Annotated in this window: 13 protein-coding genes; 5 read left to right on the forward strand and 8 right to left on the reverse strand. The window is 53.4% G+C overall.

All coding sequences use genetic code 11. The features are described 5' to 3' along the window. Positions 1-563 precede the first annotated feature (563 nt). Positions 564-2,651 (forward strand): elongation factor G, encoded by a 2,088-nt coding sequence (gene fusA / locus JYE49_RS03320; RefSeq protein WP_093956056.1) that lies wholly within the window; start codon positions 564-566, stop codon positions 2,649-2,651. A 286-nt stretch (positions 2,652-2,937) separates the two neighbouring features. On the opposite strand, the gene JYE49_RS03325 is transcribed toward fusA, so the two are convergent. Further along, complete coding sequence (locus JYE49_RS03325) at positions 2,938-5,400, reverse strand: FAD-dependent oxidoreductase (protein ID WP_179217185.1); 2,463 nt, start codon at positions 5,398-5,400, stop codon at positions 2,938-2,940. Positions 5,401-5,783: 383 nt separating this feature from the next. On the opposite strand from JYE49_RS03325, the gene JYE49_RS03330 reads away from it, so the two are divergent. From JYE49_RS03330 to JYE49_RS03340, 3 genes are read left to right on the forward strand one after another with little or no spacing between them, the layout of a single operon-like run. Continuing rightward, positions 5,784-6,479 (forward strand): Gx transporter family protein, encoded by a 696-nt coding sequence (locus JYE49_RS03330; protein ID WP_093956058.1) that lies wholly within the window; start codon positions 5,784-5,786, stop codon positions 6,477-6,479. Between the two features lie 51 nt (positions 6,480-6,530). After that, positions 6,531-7,523: an FAD:protein FMN transferase gene (locus tag JYE49_RS03335; protein ID WP_093956059.1), complete on the forward strand. Its 993-nt coding sequence runs from the start codon at positions 6,531-6,533 to the stop codon at positions 7,521-7,523. Between the two features lie 13 nt (positions 7,524-7,536). Beyond that, complete coding sequence (locus JYE49_RS03340; RefSeq protein ID WP_093956060.1) at positions 7,537-8,145, forward strand: NusG domain II-containing protein; 609 nt, start codon at positions 7,537-7,539, stop codon at positions 8,143-8,145. An 81-nt stretch (positions 8,146-8,226) separates the two neighbouring features. On the opposite strand, the gene JYE49_RS03345 is transcribed toward JYE49_RS03340, so the two are convergent. Genes JYE49_RS03345 through JYE49_RS03370 form a run of 6 tightly spaced genes read right to left on the reverse strand, consistent with a single transcriptional unit; the run spans position 8,227 to position 14,088 of the window. Further along, complete coding sequence (locus JYE49_RS03345) at positions 8,227-9,867, reverse strand: NAD(P)/FAD-dependent oxidoreductase (protein WP_488153968.1); 1,641 nt, start codon at positions 9,865-9,867, stop codon at positions 8,227-8,229. Next, positions 9,836-10,639: a tRNA pseudouridine(38-40) synthase TruA gene (truA, locus tag JYE49_RS03350; RefSeq protein ID WP_179217186.1), complete on the reverse strand. Its 804-nt coding sequence runs from the start codon at positions 10,637-10,639 to the stop codon at positions 9,836-9,838. Before truA ends, JYE49_RS03345 begins: the two co-directional genes overlap by 32 nt. Next, a complete protein-coding gene (locus JYE49_RS03355; RefSeq protein WP_093956063.1) occupies positions 10,636-11,439 on the reverse strand; it encodes an energy-coupling factor transporter transmembrane component T family protein in 804 nt (267 codons plus the stop codon). The genes truA and JYE49_RS03355 overlap by 4 nt, the downstream gene beginning before the upstream one ends. Further along, on the reverse strand, positions 11,433-12,296 hold the full coding sequence (locus tag JYE49_RS03360) for an energy-coupling factor transporter ATPase (RefSeq protein ID WP_093956064.1): 864 nt from the start codon (positions 12,294-12,296) through the stop codon (positions 11,433-11,435). The genes JYE49_RS03355 and JYE49_RS03360 overlap by 7 nt, the downstream gene beginning before the upstream one ends. Next, the gene (locus JYE49_RS03365) at positions 12,272-13,126 is read right to left on the reverse strand and encodes an energy-coupling factor transporter ATPase (RefSeq protein WP_093956065.1); all 855 of its coding nucleotides are present in this window, start codon (positions 13,124-13,126) and stop codon (positions 12,272-12,274) included. The genes JYE49_RS03360 and JYE49_RS03365 overlap by 25 nt, the downstream gene beginning before the upstream one ends. Positions 13,127-13,152: 26 nt before the next feature. Next, positions 13,153-14,088, reverse strand: coding sequence for a metallophosphoesterase (locus JYE49_RS03370; protein WP_093956066.1), 936 nt, complete (start codon positions 14,086-14,088; stop codon positions 13,153-13,155). A gap of 87 nt (positions 14,089-14,175) precedes the next feature. On the opposite strand from JYE49_RS03370, the gene JYE49_RS03375 reads away from it, so the two are divergent. Next, on the forward strand, positions 14,176-14,790 hold the full coding sequence (locus tag JYE49_RS03375; RefSeq protein ID WP_093956067.1) for a flavin reductase family protein: 615 nt from the start codon (positions 14,176-14,178) through the stop codon (positions 14,788-14,790). On the opposite strand, the gene JYE49_RS03380 is transcribed toward JYE49_RS03375, so the two are convergent. Continuing rightward, positions 14,781-15,407 (reverse strand): GNAT family N-acetyltransferase, encoded by a 627-nt coding sequence (locus JYE49_RS03380; protein ID WP_093956068.1) that lies wholly within the window; start codon positions 15,405-15,407, stop codon positions 14,781-14,783. The genes JYE49_RS03375 and JYE49_RS03380 overlap by 10 nt on opposite strands. Positions 15,408-15,538: the final 131 nt, after the last annotated feature.

Here is a 15,538-nt window from a genome sequence, read left to right on the forward strand (position 1 = left end):
CTTATTGTGAGATTGTGGAGAAGTGTTTCGATGTGACAGCAGGGATAGTCCTATTGTCACATAAAGTGATGAGTGAAGAGTGATAAGTGAAGAGTGAAGAGTGTAAAGTTGCCGCTGAGCGGCAGGGAGATCTCTCCGCATCCTCAATGGTCGCTCATAGCCCTTGGAGCGGGCTATGCTCTTCCTTTCAGATGACTCGTTCGCTTCATTTCAGCTTCGCTGACAGTCCACTGGACTGACATTCGGCTCGCTCCCCACGCGGCCTATGGCCTTGGTCGAGATGACAGTTATACGCATTGAATATTATTTTACATGTAGGTTGTAAGAATGAGATCTATAGTTGAACAATATGGAGAACACTATGCAATTGTGAATTATGAATTAATCAGCCGCCGGAGACGGCAGCAACATTGGTTTTCTGGCTTAGAACTGACCGAAAAATATATTTTCCTTTTCTTTTGTGCCTGAATATGGTATACTCCCATTTAGCTATTGATCCGGCTTTTCGCGAATTCGGAAAGCGGGATGATCATCGTTTAAATAAATAAGGAGGAATGACAACAATGGCTGAATTCGCAACCAGTAACATTCGTAACGTTGCCTTCATGGGGCATGGCAGCGAGGGCAAGACCACGCTGACCGAGGCGATGCTCTTCGCTGCCGGCATGACTGACCGTCAGGGCAAAGTGGAGGACGGTACCACGGTATCTGACTTTGATCCGGAAGAAAAAAAGCGCGGTTTTTCCATCAGCGCTTCCTACGCTCCTATCCCCTGGAATGGAAAAGTTATCAACGTCATTGACGTACCCGGTTATTTTGATTTTATCGGCGAACTGATGGGGCCCCTGCGCGTGATCGAGACCGCGGTTATCGTGGTCGGCGGCGTGAACGGCCTGAGCGTCGGCGCCGAAAAGGCTTGGGATTACGCGGGTGCTCACAATCTTGGTCGTATGTTCATCGTGAATCAGATGGACCGTGAGCATGCCAACTTTGAAAAAGTGACTACCCAGCTTCGTGAAAAGTACGGTTCCAGCGTGGTGCCGATCCTGCTGCCTCTCGGACAGGGCGCAAGCTTCCGGGGCGTTGTGAACGTTCTGGAAAAGAAAGCCTATGAAGGCGCTTACAAGAAGAGCCTGGAAGTTCCGATGCCCGCAGAGCTGGAAGCTGAAGTAAACGAAGCTTTCGAATATCTGACTGAACAGGCCGCCGCCGCTGACGACGATCTGATGATGAAGTACCTGGAAGGCGAAGAACTGACCTATGACGAGATCATGGCCGGTTTCCGCAAGGGCATGAAGGACGGCAGCATCGTTCCCGTCGTGGCCTGCTCCGCCGTGACCGGCGTGGGTATTGCCCGTACGCTGGACCTGATGGCCAAGTATCTGCCTTCTCCTGCTCATGAAGGCCTGTTCCAGACCGGTAAGAACCCCAAGACCGGCGAAGAGATCCAGCGCGTCTGCAAGGACGAGGAACCCTTCTCCGCCCTGGTGTTCAAGACCATCGCTGACCCCTTCGTCGGAAAGCTGAGCCTGTTCCGGATTTTCTCCGGTATGCTGACTTCCAGCACGCAGCTGTATAACGCCAACAAGGAAAAGACCGAGAAGGCGGGCGGCGTGTTCTCCCTGAAGGGCAATAAGCAGACCAACGTTGATAAGCTTCATGCCGGCGACCTGGGCGCCCTGGCAAAGCTGCAGTTCACCTCTACCGGTGATACGCTGTGCGACCCGAACAATCCGATTATCTACCCGGAAATCGAGTTCCCGGCTCCCTGCATCTCCAAGGCTGTATTTGCCGCGAAGCAGGGTGAAGAAGATAAGGTGTTCAGCGGCCTGAACCGTCTGGCGGAAGAAGATCCTTCCATCAAGATTGAAAAGAATGCTGAGACCACAGAAACCGAACTGAGCGGCCAGGGCGAAATGCATCTGGACGTGATCAAGAACAAGCTGGCTTCCAAGTTCGGCGCCAACGCCGTGCTGCAGGATCCCAAGATCCCGTATCGTGAAACCATCCGCAAGACCGTTAAGGTCCAGGGCCGTCATAAGAAGCAGACCGGCGGTCATGGTCAGTTCGGTGACGTGTGGATCGAGTTCAGCCCCATCACGGACAGTGACGCAGACTTCGAATTCGAAGACGCCGTCGTCGGCGGTGTGGTTCCGCGTAACTTCATCCCCAGCGTTGAAAAGGGACTGCGCGAGAATATCGTGAAGGGCGTCCTGGCCGGTTATCCGATGGTGCACCTGCACGCGAAGCTGTATGACGGATCCTACCATCCGGTAGACTCTTCCGAAATGGCTTTCAAGACCGCTGCCCGTATTGCCTACAAGAAGGGCTGTATGGATGCGAGCCCCGTGCTGCTGGAGCCGATCATGCACGTTGAAGTGCTGGTTCCCAACGAGTACATGGGCGATATCATGGGCGACATGAACAAGCGCCGCGGCCGCATCATGGGTATGAACCAGGTGAACGGCATGCAGCAGCTGGAAGCGGAAGCTCCCCTGGCTGAAATGTTCAAGTACGCCACCGACCTGCGCTCCATGACGCAGGCGAGAGGCTCCTTCTCCATGAAGTTTGAACGCTATGAAGAAGTGCCTCAGGTTGAAGCCCAGAAGATCATTGCCAACGCGAAGATCGAGGATGACGACGAAGAATAATCCTATATATAACACAGTCCCCGGCGGAAACGCCGGGGCTGTTTTGTTATATAGGATTATTCCAATGATATATTTCAAAGCAACGCTGTTGCTTTGAAATGGAGATCCTTCGACTGCGCTCTCTGCATACCGCTTGCTCAGGATGACAATTTTATCGGAAGACAAATGTGAAATATCCGACCCTATGGGTCGGATGTGTTTTTATGTTTATGAATAATAGTAAAGAGCAAAGAGAAATCCCCGCTGCCCGAAGGCAGCGGGGAAGGGAAACCAGGAAAGGATCGGATTATTCAGCAGCGATGGTGTTCGCAGCGGTACGGCCGGAAACGAAGATCTCAACGATCGCGTTGCCGCCCAGACGGTTACCGCCGTGGATACCGCCGGTGACTTCACCCGCAGCGTAGAGGCCGGGGATGATGGCGCCGTCAGCATTCAGCACATGACGCTGTGTATCAACCACGATACCGCCCATGGTGTGGTGGGTGGAAGGAGCCATCAGACGGACGATCAGGTCAGTATCTTCCAGATTGTAGGTATCCGGAATGTACTTGCCGTCTTCGGTCTTATCCACGTTACCGATGGTGCGGGAAGCGATGCCCTTGCCAACGTCCGGATACTCGCCCAGACCCATGACAGCCTGGTCATAAGCCTTAACGGTCTCCAGCACGGTGGCGGGATCAGCGGTGACACCTTCGAACTCAGGATCCGCAAACAGAGCGGTCAGAGCTTCCACGGTGCCCTTGATGTGATAGTAACGGCCGGTGAAGTCGGTCGGCTGCAGCTGAGCAGTGGGCGGTCCGGGAACTTTCTGAGCGGCGTTGTAGATTTCAACAAACACACCAGGTGTGTTGTTCTTCACAATACCGTTACGGAATTCAGCCAGGGACAGCACGTCGCGTTCAGAACCTTCATCCACGAAACGATGTCCGGTGGTGGGGTTGATCCAGCAGGCGTAGTTACCGCCGCCGAAGGCCAGGTTGCCGTTGTCAACCCAGGAGATGGGCATCAGCTGGGTGAAGCCCATGCCGGTAGTAGCGGCGCCGGCTTTCTCAGCCATAACGATACCATCGCCAACCTGAGAAGAACGGTTGGTGGTCTTGGTGGAGGTGGTCAGGTACTGAGTATCCCAGTAAATGTTGTTCTCAAGTACCAGGTTGATGTTGGCAGCATAGCCGCCGGTGGCCAGCACGACGCCCTTGGTGGCATGAGCAGTCACTTCGGTGCCGTCATAGCGGGTCGCCTTCACGCCGGTAACCTTGCCGTCTTCGATGATCAGATCGGTGGCGGTGGTGCGCAGCATGATGTTGTCTTCACCGATGGTCTTAACCGGGCCAACAAAGTAGGTGCCCCAGTTGCCATCCTGCGGTTCATACTCATTTTCACGATACCAGAGAGCACCGATCAGGGTGTTCTGCTGATCTTCGAGGAAGTGAGCACCCTGGTCTTCCAGCCACTCCTTCAGGCCCTGGCCGTCGTTGATGAACTGCTTGACCAGGTCGATGTCGCCGTAGATCCACTGGGACTTGTCAGCGCTCTGGCGCAGACCGCCGTAGTAGGTCTGGAAGATGTGGAGGTTCAGGGTGGAGAACAGAGCCAGCTGATTCTCGGGGATGCCGGCATCCAGCTTGGGCTGTGCCCAGTCCAGATAAGCCTGGATCTCTTTCTTCAGTTCCTGCAGAACGGGCAGGTATTCCTGATGCACACCGTGCTTGCTCAGCTCAGCAGCATCGCCGGCCACGAACTCGTTCTCTTTGTAGAACTCTTCATCAAAGGGCTCTTCGCTCCAGTTCAGGATCATCTTGAGCTCGTTGATGCAGCCCTGAACGGATTTATACTTGTTGTAGGTCTGTCCATTATGGGCATATACGCCGGTTTCTGCATCCGGATCGGCCGGATCCCAAACGACGTAGGGCATCACAGACTGGAACTGACCGCCGGAAACCAGCGTGTTACCGCCGACTTCAGCGTTCTTTTCGATGACCAGCACGGAGTTGCCGTTCTGGGTAGCCTGAGCAGCAGCAGCGATACCAGCACCGCCAGCACCGACCACGACCACATCAGCGGTCACGTCGATGGCATCCTGGGCGGTATGCTCAATCTTGGCAGCCTTGAAGGCATCCAGATTGGTGCAGGCAGCCTGCTCGGCAGCATCGTTCACGATCGTGCGCAGGGCACGGCTGGTGAAGGTGGCGCCGGAAACGCCGTCCACGCCGGAACCGTTGGCTTCGATCATTTCGGGGATCATGATGTCATAAGCGACATCGCCCACATGAGCGGTTTCAACGGAAGCGGTGATTTCGATCGCTTCGAGCTTGGATTCGGAGAAGGTCACATTGGCAGTAACATTGCCGTTGTAGCCATAAGCGGTCGCTTCATAAGTACCGGCAGTGAAAGCCAGTTCAGCAGCGGGAGCATCAGCAGTTTCCGCCAGGGCCGCGTTGACAGCGTTCACAACAGCGGTGCAGGTGAAGGTGGCGCCGGTGTTGACGTCCACACCTTCGGTTCCATTCGCCTCGATGATGGCAGCGATGACTTTTTCAACGCTGTCTTCACGGGCTACAGGATAGGTTTCTCCCTTGTCGTCCACATCGAGGGCAGTGATCTTACCGTCTTCAACGGTAACGGTCACTTTCACCTCGCTGCCGAAACCCTGGGCAGCTCCGGTCTTGGTTTCCGCATCAGCAGAAGCCACGGCCAGCATGCCGAAAAGCAGGCAGAAGGACAGGAGAAGAGCAACAAGTTTCTTCATGGGATTCCTCATCCTTTCCTATAGAGTGAAATATGGATTTTGACAGATGTATAATCTGTGTATTTTATTTTACGCTTTTTGAACCGGTTACGTCAACTTGAAAAAACAAATTTGCGAAGGGTTACATATTGACAAAGAATGAACAAAAAACGATGGAAAATAAGGGGTTTGAACGACATACAGGACAAAAAAAGAGAATCGTTACGCATTCCGGCCGACAGGTATAAAAAAAATATACCTGCCAGCATATGGAAAAAGTATATGCAGGACAGCACTACGAAGCAGGCAAAACCTGTGAATAAACATACATAAAGGACCTGTTGCCTGAAAAGAACAAAATAGTTATAATATATCGTTACTGAAAACACAGAGGAGGAAAATCCTTGAGACCGCAGACACAGAAAATCGCCAGGTTCGGCCTGCTGACAGCACTTGCGCTTGTGCTGGGCCTGATGGACAGGGCGATACCGGTTTCGGCTCTTCTCGGAGGAGTGCTTCCCGGTATTAAGCTGGGGCTTGCCAATACGGTATTGCTTTATGCTGTTTACCTGATGGACTGGAAAAGCTGTGTCGCGCTGATGCTGACAAAAGTAGTGCTGTCCGGTTTCCTCTTCGGATCGCTGTCCGCTATTCTGTTCAGCCTGTCCGGCGGTGTGTTGAGCCTGCTTGTTATGCTGCTGCTCCGGAAAAAGCCGGAAGCTGGTGCGGTTGCCACGATCCTGCTGACCGCCGCGGCGGAGATTTACCTGCTGAGCAAGAACAGGAATCCCCAGGGAGAAATGCTGGTTACCGTCATCCTGATCGGACTGGCGTTTATTGCAGGTATTGTGGTTCTGATTCTGACCCATCAGGGCATTGTTACACCGGTGATGGGTACTTCGCTGGCAGGGGCAGTGACCCACAACATCGGACAGGTGCTGATGGCCTGCCTTGTGATGAACAACACCAGACTTCTGATCAGTTACCTTCCCGCATTGATCGGTATCGGAGCAGCTGTGGGATGCCTGACGGGTGTGGTGACGGACAGGGTGCTGACAGCGCTGAAACTCAATTCAGAATTAAGAATTCATAATTCATAATGATATGATTATGGTTTTTCTATTGACGGATATAGTATAAGGAGCAGGAACTTGAGAAGAAAAACGAAGCTGTGCGTTATTCTGCTGGCTGTGATGATGCTGTGCAGCGGATGCGCGGAAGAAAAGAAACCGCCGAAGCTTTCAGAAGTTGGCTTTTACCTGGACACGGTAATCACCCTGACCGCCTATACAGAAGACAAGCAGGTGCTGAAGGACGCACTGGAGGAATGCGGACGGTATGAAAAGATGCTGTCCCGTACCATTGAAGGAAGCGATGTATGGCGGATTAATCATGCTAAGGGTGAACCGGTGGAAGTGTCGGATGATACGATGAATATCCTGCGCTGCGCACAGGAAATCAGCGGAAAATCCGGCGGGGCTTTTGATGTGACCATCGCGCCGGTATCCACCATGTGGAATTTCACCAAGGAGCCTCATGAACTGCCGGATGCTGAAGCCATCGCCAAAGCAGCTGAACTGGTGGATTACACCAGAATGAAGCTGGAAGGGAATCAGGTCACGCTGCCGGAGGGGATGATGATAGACCTGGGAGGCATTGCCAAAGGATATATTGCTGACCGGGTGAAAGCATACCTGAAGGAACGGGGCGTGAAATACGCGATTCTGTCCTTTGGCGGCAACATTGTGGCAATCGGAAACACAAAGCCGGACGGAACATCCTGGAGAGTAGGTATTCAGGATATTGATAAACAGACCGGCGAATATATGCTCATCTCCCTGAATAAGGGCGGATCAACGGTGACCAGCGGAACCTACGAACGCGGTTTTGATCTGGACGGTGTAAGATATCATCACCTGCTTTCCGCGGAAACCGGCTGGCCGGTACAGAACGAACTGGCGTCGGTAACTATTTTTTCTGAAAGCTCCATGGAGGGAGACGCGTTGTCCACGACAGCTTTCGTGCTGGGAACAGAAAAGGGACTTGAACTGATTGAAAGCCTGGAAGGCATCGAAGCAGTATTTATCGCAAAGGACCGGACGGTAACTTATTCTTCCGGAGCCGGGGATTATATGGTACAGTGATCGGAGAGAAACCATGAAGAAAAAGTATTTGATTGCAGGGACTGTGGTTGTTATTGCTGTTATTGCAGCAGTAGTGTTATTGCTGTTGAATAACAGCAACAATAATTCAGAATTCAGAATTCAGAATTCAGAATTAAATGCTGAGAACGTCAGTACAGCAGTTCCTTCCACAGATATAAAAGAAGTTCCTGTATTAAATGCTGAACCAGAAAAAACAGAGGTTCCGGTTGCAGAAAAGAAAGATAATAAAGCAGAAGCGGAAGCGACGGATCAGCCTTTCCTGGTGCAGATTACGGATGATGATCCTTCCATTGCCTACGTTCTGGTCAGAATGCCGAATCCCATCGGTCTGCTGCCTCTTCCGCTGGAGGGTGAGTACAGCAAAACCATCCGGACAAAACTGGCTGACGGTTCTGAATTTGTAAACGTGCTGCACCTGACACCCAACGGCTTCCGGATGGAAGACGCAAACTGCGAGGGACACGATTGCGTCAACCAAGGTGAAGTGACTTTGGAAAACCGGGAAGACCGGATCCTGTGGAATATGATTATCTGCCTGCCGCATCAACTGTCAGCAGAGTTGATTACAAGGGAAGAAGCAGAACAGATGCTAGCCCATTAATCTTTGTTTCTAATATTGTATATGCATGAAAAAAAGCAAGACCGCCGGAACGATGAAAGCTCCGGCGGTCTTGCTTTTTCGTCAGATCAGATCATTGGCGGACAAAACATGAAGGGCGGCGGTAATTCCGTCCGCCGCGGCAGAAACGATACCGCCGGCATAACCGGCTCCTTCACCAACCGGATATAGTCCGCGCAGATCCTCGGCTTCACCAAGAGGATTGCGGCTGATCCGTACAGGAGAAGATGAACGTGTTTCCGGTCCCGTCAGGACGGCGTCCGGGTTTGCAAAACCTGAAAGCTGGGCGTTCATGGCGCGGATTCCTTTTTTCAGGTCTTCAACGATCCAGTCAGGCAGAACAGTCCGCAGGTCCGCAGGGACAACTCCGGGACGATAAGAGGGGATTACCTCTCCAAAAGAGACTGAAGTCCGGTTTTCCAGGAAATCCCCGACGCGCTGGGCCGGCGCAATAAATCCGCCGCCTCCGGCACGGAAGGCAGCCTTTTCAATACTGCGCTGAAGAACGAATCCGGCAAGGGGATGATCATCTCCAAAATCCTGAGGCCTGACGCCAACCAGAAGGGCAGAGTTGCTGTTTACTCCATCACGGGCGTGAAAACTCATGCCGTTGGTGACGACTCCGCCGGGCTGGGACGCCGCAGCGATCACTTCTCCTCCGGGACACATACAGAAGGTATAGACGCCCCGGCCATCCGGCGTATGACAGATCAGTTTATAGGAGGCAGCGCCCAAGGCAGGATGATCGGCAAAGGAACCATATTGGGAGCGGTCTATGAAAGCACGGGGATGCTCAATCCGGACACCCATGGCAAAGGGTTTTTGCTCCATACGAAGGCCCTGGCTGAAAAGCGTCTGAACCGTATCACGGGCAGAGTGACCGATGCAAAGCAGGATGGTATCCGTGAGGAATTCACGGGATTCACCATTGCAGGAAATTACTGCACCCTCAACGTGGCTGCCGCGGATAATCAATTTTTCCAGGCGGGTTTCAAAATGAACCGTGCCGCCAAGACGGATGATTTCTTCCCGGATTGACGCCACAACACCTTTCAGACGGTCGGTGCCGATATGAGGCTTCTGGTCTATGAGAATCTCTTCCGGTGCGCCGTGGGAAACGAAGGTTTCCAGGATGTTCCTGACATGGGGACTTTTGATGCCGCAGGTCAGTTTGCCGTCTGAGAAAGCTCCAGCTCCGCCTTCACCGTACTGGACGTTTGAATCGGGATCCAGGACGCCCTGCTCCTGCATGGCGTTGACGTCATTGGTACGCCGGTCCACAGGTTTCCCGCGTTCAATCAGAACCGGGCGGGCTCCTGCACGGGCCAGGGTCAGCGCGGCAAACAGACCAGCAGGGCCGGCACCGACAACCAAAGGCGATGCCTTTGGTTGTCGGCGCTGGCCTAATTCAGAATTCAGAATTAAGAATTCAGAATTATTATGATTGCGAGAAGCAGAAATGGGGGAGAGATTTTTGTTTTTCCGAAGGGCGCCGGTTTCGTTTTTCAGAGACAAATCGAGAGAAAGAACAAAATGCACGTCCTGTTTATCCCGTGCGTCTATACTGCGTCTGGAGATGGAAAAGGAGACAAGATCAGACGGATTCAGCTTCAATTTTTTCAGGAGAATGGTTTTTAAAGCCTCCTCTGTATAATCCAGAGGGACCTTCAGATTAGTCAGTCGAACCATTTGTTTCTTCCTCATGCCATCTGACGGATGACGGGTCGGTAAAGGCTTTTTCCGGGTAGCGAACCTGGGTCAATTCAAGGCCGTGAGCGGGGGCAGTCATGCCGAGCGCAAGACGATCCAATGTTTCAAAGGCTTTGGTGAAGGCATCCGGTCCGAATTTTCCCAGGCCGATTTCCACAACAGTGCCCGCGATAATGCGAACCATGTTGTACAGGAACGCATCGCCGCTGACGGTCAGAATCCATTCGTTTCCCTTGACTTCCAGATCGGCGGAACGCAGGGTACGGATAGTGGTTTTGGCTGTGCCGCCGGCAGCCTGGAAGGCTGCAAAGTCATGCTTTCCGGTCAGCGTCAGAAGTGCCTGGCGAACCGGCGCTTCATTCAGCGGAACAGGAACGTGCCAGTGGGTGTTACGGCGAAGGGCGCTGGCGTGACGGGCATTCCAGATACGGTAGGTATAGGTTTTGCCGGCGGTCAGGAAACGAGCATGGAAATCTGCCGGGACTTCCCGGCCTTCCAGTACCCGGATATCCGGCGGAAGCATGGTATTCAGCACAAAGGGATATTTATCCGGAGGGATCGTACTGCCTGTATCAAAATGGACCTTCTGATCCAGTGCGTGTACACCGGCATCTGTACGGGAAGCACCGGTAACGGTAACCGGATGACCGCAGGCAGAAGAAAGCGCTTCCTCCAATACCTGCTGGACTGCCAGACCGTTGATCTGACGCTGCCAGCCGGCATAGGCGGTGCCGTCATATTCCACTGTCAGCAGGATCCGTTTCAAAAGATCATTCCCTCCAGTATAATCAGCGCAAGCAGCGCAGCCATCGCGCCGCAGGCAATCCAGTCGTTCCGGGTCAGTTTCAGGACACGTAAACGGGTTCGCCCTTCACCGCCGTGATAGCAGCGGCTTTCCATTGCCATGGCCAGATCACCTGCACGGCGGAAAGCACTGACAAACAGCGGTACTAGCAACGGCACCATTGCCTTTGCGCGGGAAAGCAGGTTGCCGCTTTCAAAATCCGCGCCGCGGGCCATCTGGGCCTTCATGATCTTGTCCGTTTCCTCCAGCAGAGTGGGGATGAAACGCAGCGCAATGGTCATCATCATGGCCAGCTCATGGGCCGGGAAATGAATGACTTTCAGCGGGGAAAGCAAAATTTCAATTCCGTCGGACAGGGAAACGGGGGAAGTGGTGAGGGTCAGCAGGCTGGTGCCGATAACCAGGAAGATCAGCCGCAGGGAGTAGAACGCAGCCTGCAGGAAGCCTTCCTTCGTAATACGTATTACCCAGAACTGCACCCAGACGGTTTCGCCTGTAGTGAAAAACAGATTCAGCAGGAAGGTCAGGATGATAATGATGCGCAAGGGCTTCAGCCCGCGCAGAAGCATACGGAAAGGGACATTGGCCAGACGGGCAGTAAGCCAGACAAAACCCAGAATGACCGCATAGCCAAGGAAGGTTTTGGCCATGAAAACAATGACGATGAACACAATGGTCAGAATCAGCTTGATCCTTGGATCCAGGCGATGGATTTTGCTGTCCACCGGATAGTACTGACCCATGGTGATATTGTTCAGCACGCGGATCCCTCCTTCCAGATACGGAGCAGCTGTTCCTTCAGCTGTTCCGGACGGAACAGATCAGCGGGCAGATCATACCCTTTAGCGCGGAGACGTGCACAAAGACGCGCGGCTTCCGGAATATCCAGGCCGATGGAGGTCATCATTTCTTCCTGCATGAAGATTTCACGGGGCGTTCCGTCAGCAACGACTTTTCCGTCGCTCATGACGATCAGTCGGCTGGCCAGGCGGGCCATATCATCCATGCTGTGGGAAACCATCAGGATGGTAACATTTTCCCGGGCGTGGAGTTCTTCCAGCATACCCAGGATCCTGTCGCGGCCGCGGGGATCCAGGCCGGCGGTCGGCTCATCCAGAATCAAAACCGAAGGCTTCATGGCCAGAACTCCGGCAATGGCAACACGACGCATCTGGCCGCCGGACAGCTCAAAGGGGCTGCGCTCGGCATATTTCTGATAATCCAGATGGACGCAATCCATGGCATAACGAACCCGTTCATCAATTTCAGCAGCAGACAGCCCCTGGTTTTTCGGACCGAAAGCGATATCTTTCGCAACGGTCTCCTCAAAGAGCTGATATTCAGGATACTGGAAAACCAGGCCGATCCGTTGACGCAAGGCACGACGATTGACATGTTCACCGTTCAGATCCTCACCGTCGATCAGAACCTGGCCGGAAGTGGGCTTGAGCAGGCCGTTGAGATGCTGTACGAGGGTGGACTTGCCGCTGCCGGTATGGCCGATGATCCCGACAAACTCACCATTTTTGATCCGGAAAGAAACATCATCCAGGGCTACAGTCCGCAGGGCGCTTCCCTCGGAATAGCAATGGGTCAGGTGGCTGACTTCAATGGGCATAGTCTTTCCACCTCCTCAACAAACTCATCCACGGTCAGAATACCGGGTTTCAGGGGCATACCCTCCGCACGGAGTTCACCCGCGAGCGCTGTCATATGGGGAACGTCAAGATGCATTTCCCGCATCTCGTCCACCCGGTCGAAAACCTCTGCAGGAGTGCCGGAAAGACGGATCTTCCCGTCGGTTACGACCAGAACACGGTCAGCCAGGGCAGCCTCTTCCATGAAGTGGGTGATCCAGACAACAGTGATGCCCTTCTGGCGGTTCAGGGTGCGGATGGTTTCGAGCACTTCCTTACGGCCGGAAGGATCCAGCATTGCTGTTGCTTCATCTGCGATGATCACAGAAGGTTCCATCGCCAGGATGCCGGCGATGGCAACACGCTGCTTCTGGCCGCCGGACAGCAGATGCGGCGCCTTGTCCGCATATTTGCTCATGCGTACGGCGGAAAGGGCACTCTCAATGCGGGGAAGCATATCCTCTGTGGAGACACCGAGATTCTCCAGGCCGAAGGCAACATCTTCCTTGACGACAGTGGCAACAATCTGGTTGTCAGGATTCTGGAAGATCATGCCTGCACGCTGGCGGATTTCCCAGACGTATTTTTCCTCACGGGTGTTGTAACCGCAGACCAGGACATTGCCTTCTGTCGGGATATACAACGCATTGAGAAGCTTGGCCATTGTGGATTTGCCGGAGCCGTTATGGCCCAGCACTGCGACGAATTCTCCCGGCTGAATGACCGCAGAGACGTCGGAAAGAGCAGGCGCAGCCTGCTCTTCGTAGGAATAGGATACATCGTTCAGTTGAACGCGGGTATCGGAGCGCATGTCAGTTCCTTTCTATCAATCAGAAATCAGTAAGTAAGCGTAATGCAGTGAATTGTCGGGAAGCAGAAAAGCCTGCCAGGGAAAACAGAGGTTCCGATACCGGGGGAAATCAGGAGATCCACCCGGTTTTCCTTCAGCCAGCCGCTGCGGTATCTGTCCGGAACATCTTCCGCAATATTCAGCACGGAAGAGAAGAAAGTCATCTGGCCGGCGTGCGTATGGCCGAAAAGCCCCAGATCAAACCAGCTGAGGTTTCCGGAGGCATCCACAGCAACCTGGGCTTCCTGAATAACGGAAGGGTTGTGGCAGAGCAGAATCACGTAGTCACCGGCATTGACAGATTTGGCGATTCCTTTAATATCCGGCTTGCCGGTAATCTTATCATCCAGACCGGCAATGAAGATCTGCCGCCCTGCGATGTTCACAGGGGCGACTTTATTGACCAGCGGGACAACGCCGGCATTGGTCATGGCCTCTGTCAGCTGCTTGCAGGTGGTGTCAGATTCTCCGCGGTCAGCTTCACCGATGACACCGTAGATGCCGTAACGGGAGTGTATAGTACCCTGTTTCTGCAAAGCGCGGAAGAATTTAATGGCAGTTTCGTTATCGGTGGCATAGTCTCCGCCAAAGAGCAGCAGGTCAGGACGGAGGGAATTGATCCGACCGATCAGACGGCTCAGATCCGCGTCAGAGAACCAGAAACCGTAATGAATATCACTGAGATAAACTACCCGGAGGTTGTTTGCTTCTATCGGGAAATCATCACTCTGAAGGGTTATGTTTTCCGTCTGGAGAAGACGTGCTTCCACCAGGGGATAACAGATCATCAGAACAAGCAGTATTAAAAGAAGGATCAGCCAGCGCCGGCGATGACGGTTTCGCACCTGATGACGGCCGCGGCGCAAGGAGGGACCGGTACGGCGGGAAGCGGAAGAAACATGTTTTCCACGGTACGCGTTCATCCCTCATCATCTCCTTCAGTAAAATTGACTGCATAACAAAAATATTATACACTAAATCCATGAATCTTCAAGGAGTGGAAAGAGATTATGGATAAGTACAGCTATCAGATTCTGCCGCCTTCCACACTGCTGAATCCTGCTCCTGTGGTGCTGGTCAGCTGTGGAGATCCGAAAAAGCCGGAAAACCGCAATATGATTACCGTTGCCTGGGCGGGAACGGTCAATTCCGATCCGCCGATGGTATCCGTCAGCATCCGGAAGGAACGTTATTCACATGGCCTGATCAGCGCATCTGGTGAATTTGTTGTGAATCTTGTGGATGAAAAAATGGCCCGTCCCGTGGATCTGTGCGGCGTTAAAAGCGGCAGGGACACGGACAAGGCAAAGGAAACCGGATTGAATTATATTCCGGCGGAAGGACTGGATATTGCTCCGGCAGTAGAAGGCGCACCGGTGAGCCTGTGCTGCAAGGTACGGCATACACTGGAACTGGGCAGCCACGATATGTTTGTAGGCGAGGTTGTTTCCGTTATGGTACGGGAGGATCTCCTGGACGCCGGCGGAAGCCTGCATCTGGAAAAGGCCGGGCTGATTGCCTACAGCCACGGCCTGTATCAGAAACTGGGTGAAGTGATGGGATTCTTCGGCTGGTCGGTAGCCAGGGAAGACGTCTTCAAGCGCCGGATGAGCGCTTACCGCTGACTCTTTTCCCAGTCTGAACGAAGAATGGAGTAAAGTGCGGTATCGATATATTCCCCTTTGTTCATAATGCGGCCCCGCAGGACACCCTCCTGTGTGAGGCCGCATTTCTGCATTACCCGGCCGCTGGCCGGATTGCGGACATCATGCTGGGCTTCCAGACGGTTCAGGGGCAGGGAAGAAAAGAGACAATCTATCACGGCATGCAGGGCCTGGGTGGCATAGCCTTGATTCCAGTATTCCCGGGAGAAACTGTAGCCCAGTTCTGCCGCATTGTTATCGGTGGAATACCAGACGAAACCGATAGTGCCGATGACAAGGCCGGTTTCCCGAAGAGAGACAACCCAGGAAGAAGGGTAGCCCGCACGGATCCGGACGCGCAGATCCCGGACAAATGAAGCGGTTTCGGAAACACTGCGGTGAGGTTCCCAAAGAACATAACGCGCCACTTCCGGATCTGAGGCATAACGAAAGATATCCTTTGCATCCCTCATACGAGGCTTGCGGAGGATCAGATCTTCAGTTTCCAGCTCAGGCAGACGGTAAAAGAAGGCCGGCGGAGACATAAAACCATCAGGATTCTTCGGCGCTGCCAGGAAGCGGCTCCATAAAAAACTCATGCAAATAAACCCCTTCGGGAATGAAACGAACGGACGTTCCGTTTCTATAATTGGTTACGTCCTTCTTCTTTCGACGGTTCCCGCAGCTTTTCCTTCCGGAGAGCAAAGCGGCCAACGGCGCCCGGTTTCAT

This window comes from Aristaeella hokkaidonensis (assembly GCF_018128945.1).
GTDB classification, from domain to species: Bacteria; Bacillota; Clostridia; order Christensenellales; family Aristaeellaceae; genus Aristaeella; species Aristaeella hokkaidonensis.

Excerpts from the sequence above, each read along its gene's own strand:
- JYE49_RS03370 (WP_093956066.1), bottom strand. The coding sequence starts at position 14,088 with ATGAACGCGTACCGTGGAAAACATGTTTCTTCCGCTTCCCGCCGTACC.
- JYE49_RS03360 (WP_093956064.1), bottom strand. The coding sequence starts at position 12,296 with ATGCCCATTGAAGTCAGCCACCTGACCCATTGCTATTCCGAGGGAAGC.
- JYE49_RS03380 (WP_093956068.1), bottom strand. The coding sequence starts at position 15,407 with ATGAGTTTTTTATGGAGCCGCTTCCTGGCAGCGCCGAAGAATCCTGAT.
- JYE49_RS03325 (WP_179217185.1), bottom strand. The coding sequence starts at position 5,400 with ATGAAGAAACTTGTTGCTCTTCTCCTGTCCTTCTGCCTGCTTTTCGGC.
- JYE49_RS03340 (WP_093956060.1), top strand. The coding sequence starts at position 7,537 with ATGAAGAAAAAGTATTTGATTGCAGGGACTGTGGTTGTTATTGCTGTT.
- JYE49_RS03345 (WP_488153968.1), bottom strand. The coding sequence starts at position 9,867 with ATGAGGAAGAAACAAATGGTTCGACTGACTAATCTGAAGGTCCCTCTG.
- fusA (WP_093956056.1), top strand. The coding sequence starts at position 564 with ATGGCTGAATTCGCAACCAGTAACATTCGTAACGTTGCCTTCATGGGG.
- JYE49_RS03365 (WP_093956065.1), bottom strand. The coding sequence starts at position 13,126 with ATGCGCTCCGATACCCGCGTTCAACTGAACGATGTATCCTATTCCTAC.
- JYE49_RS03375 (WP_093956067.1), top strand. The coding sequence starts at position 14,176 with ATGGATAAGTACAGCTATCAGATTCTGCCGCCTTCCACACTGCTGAAT.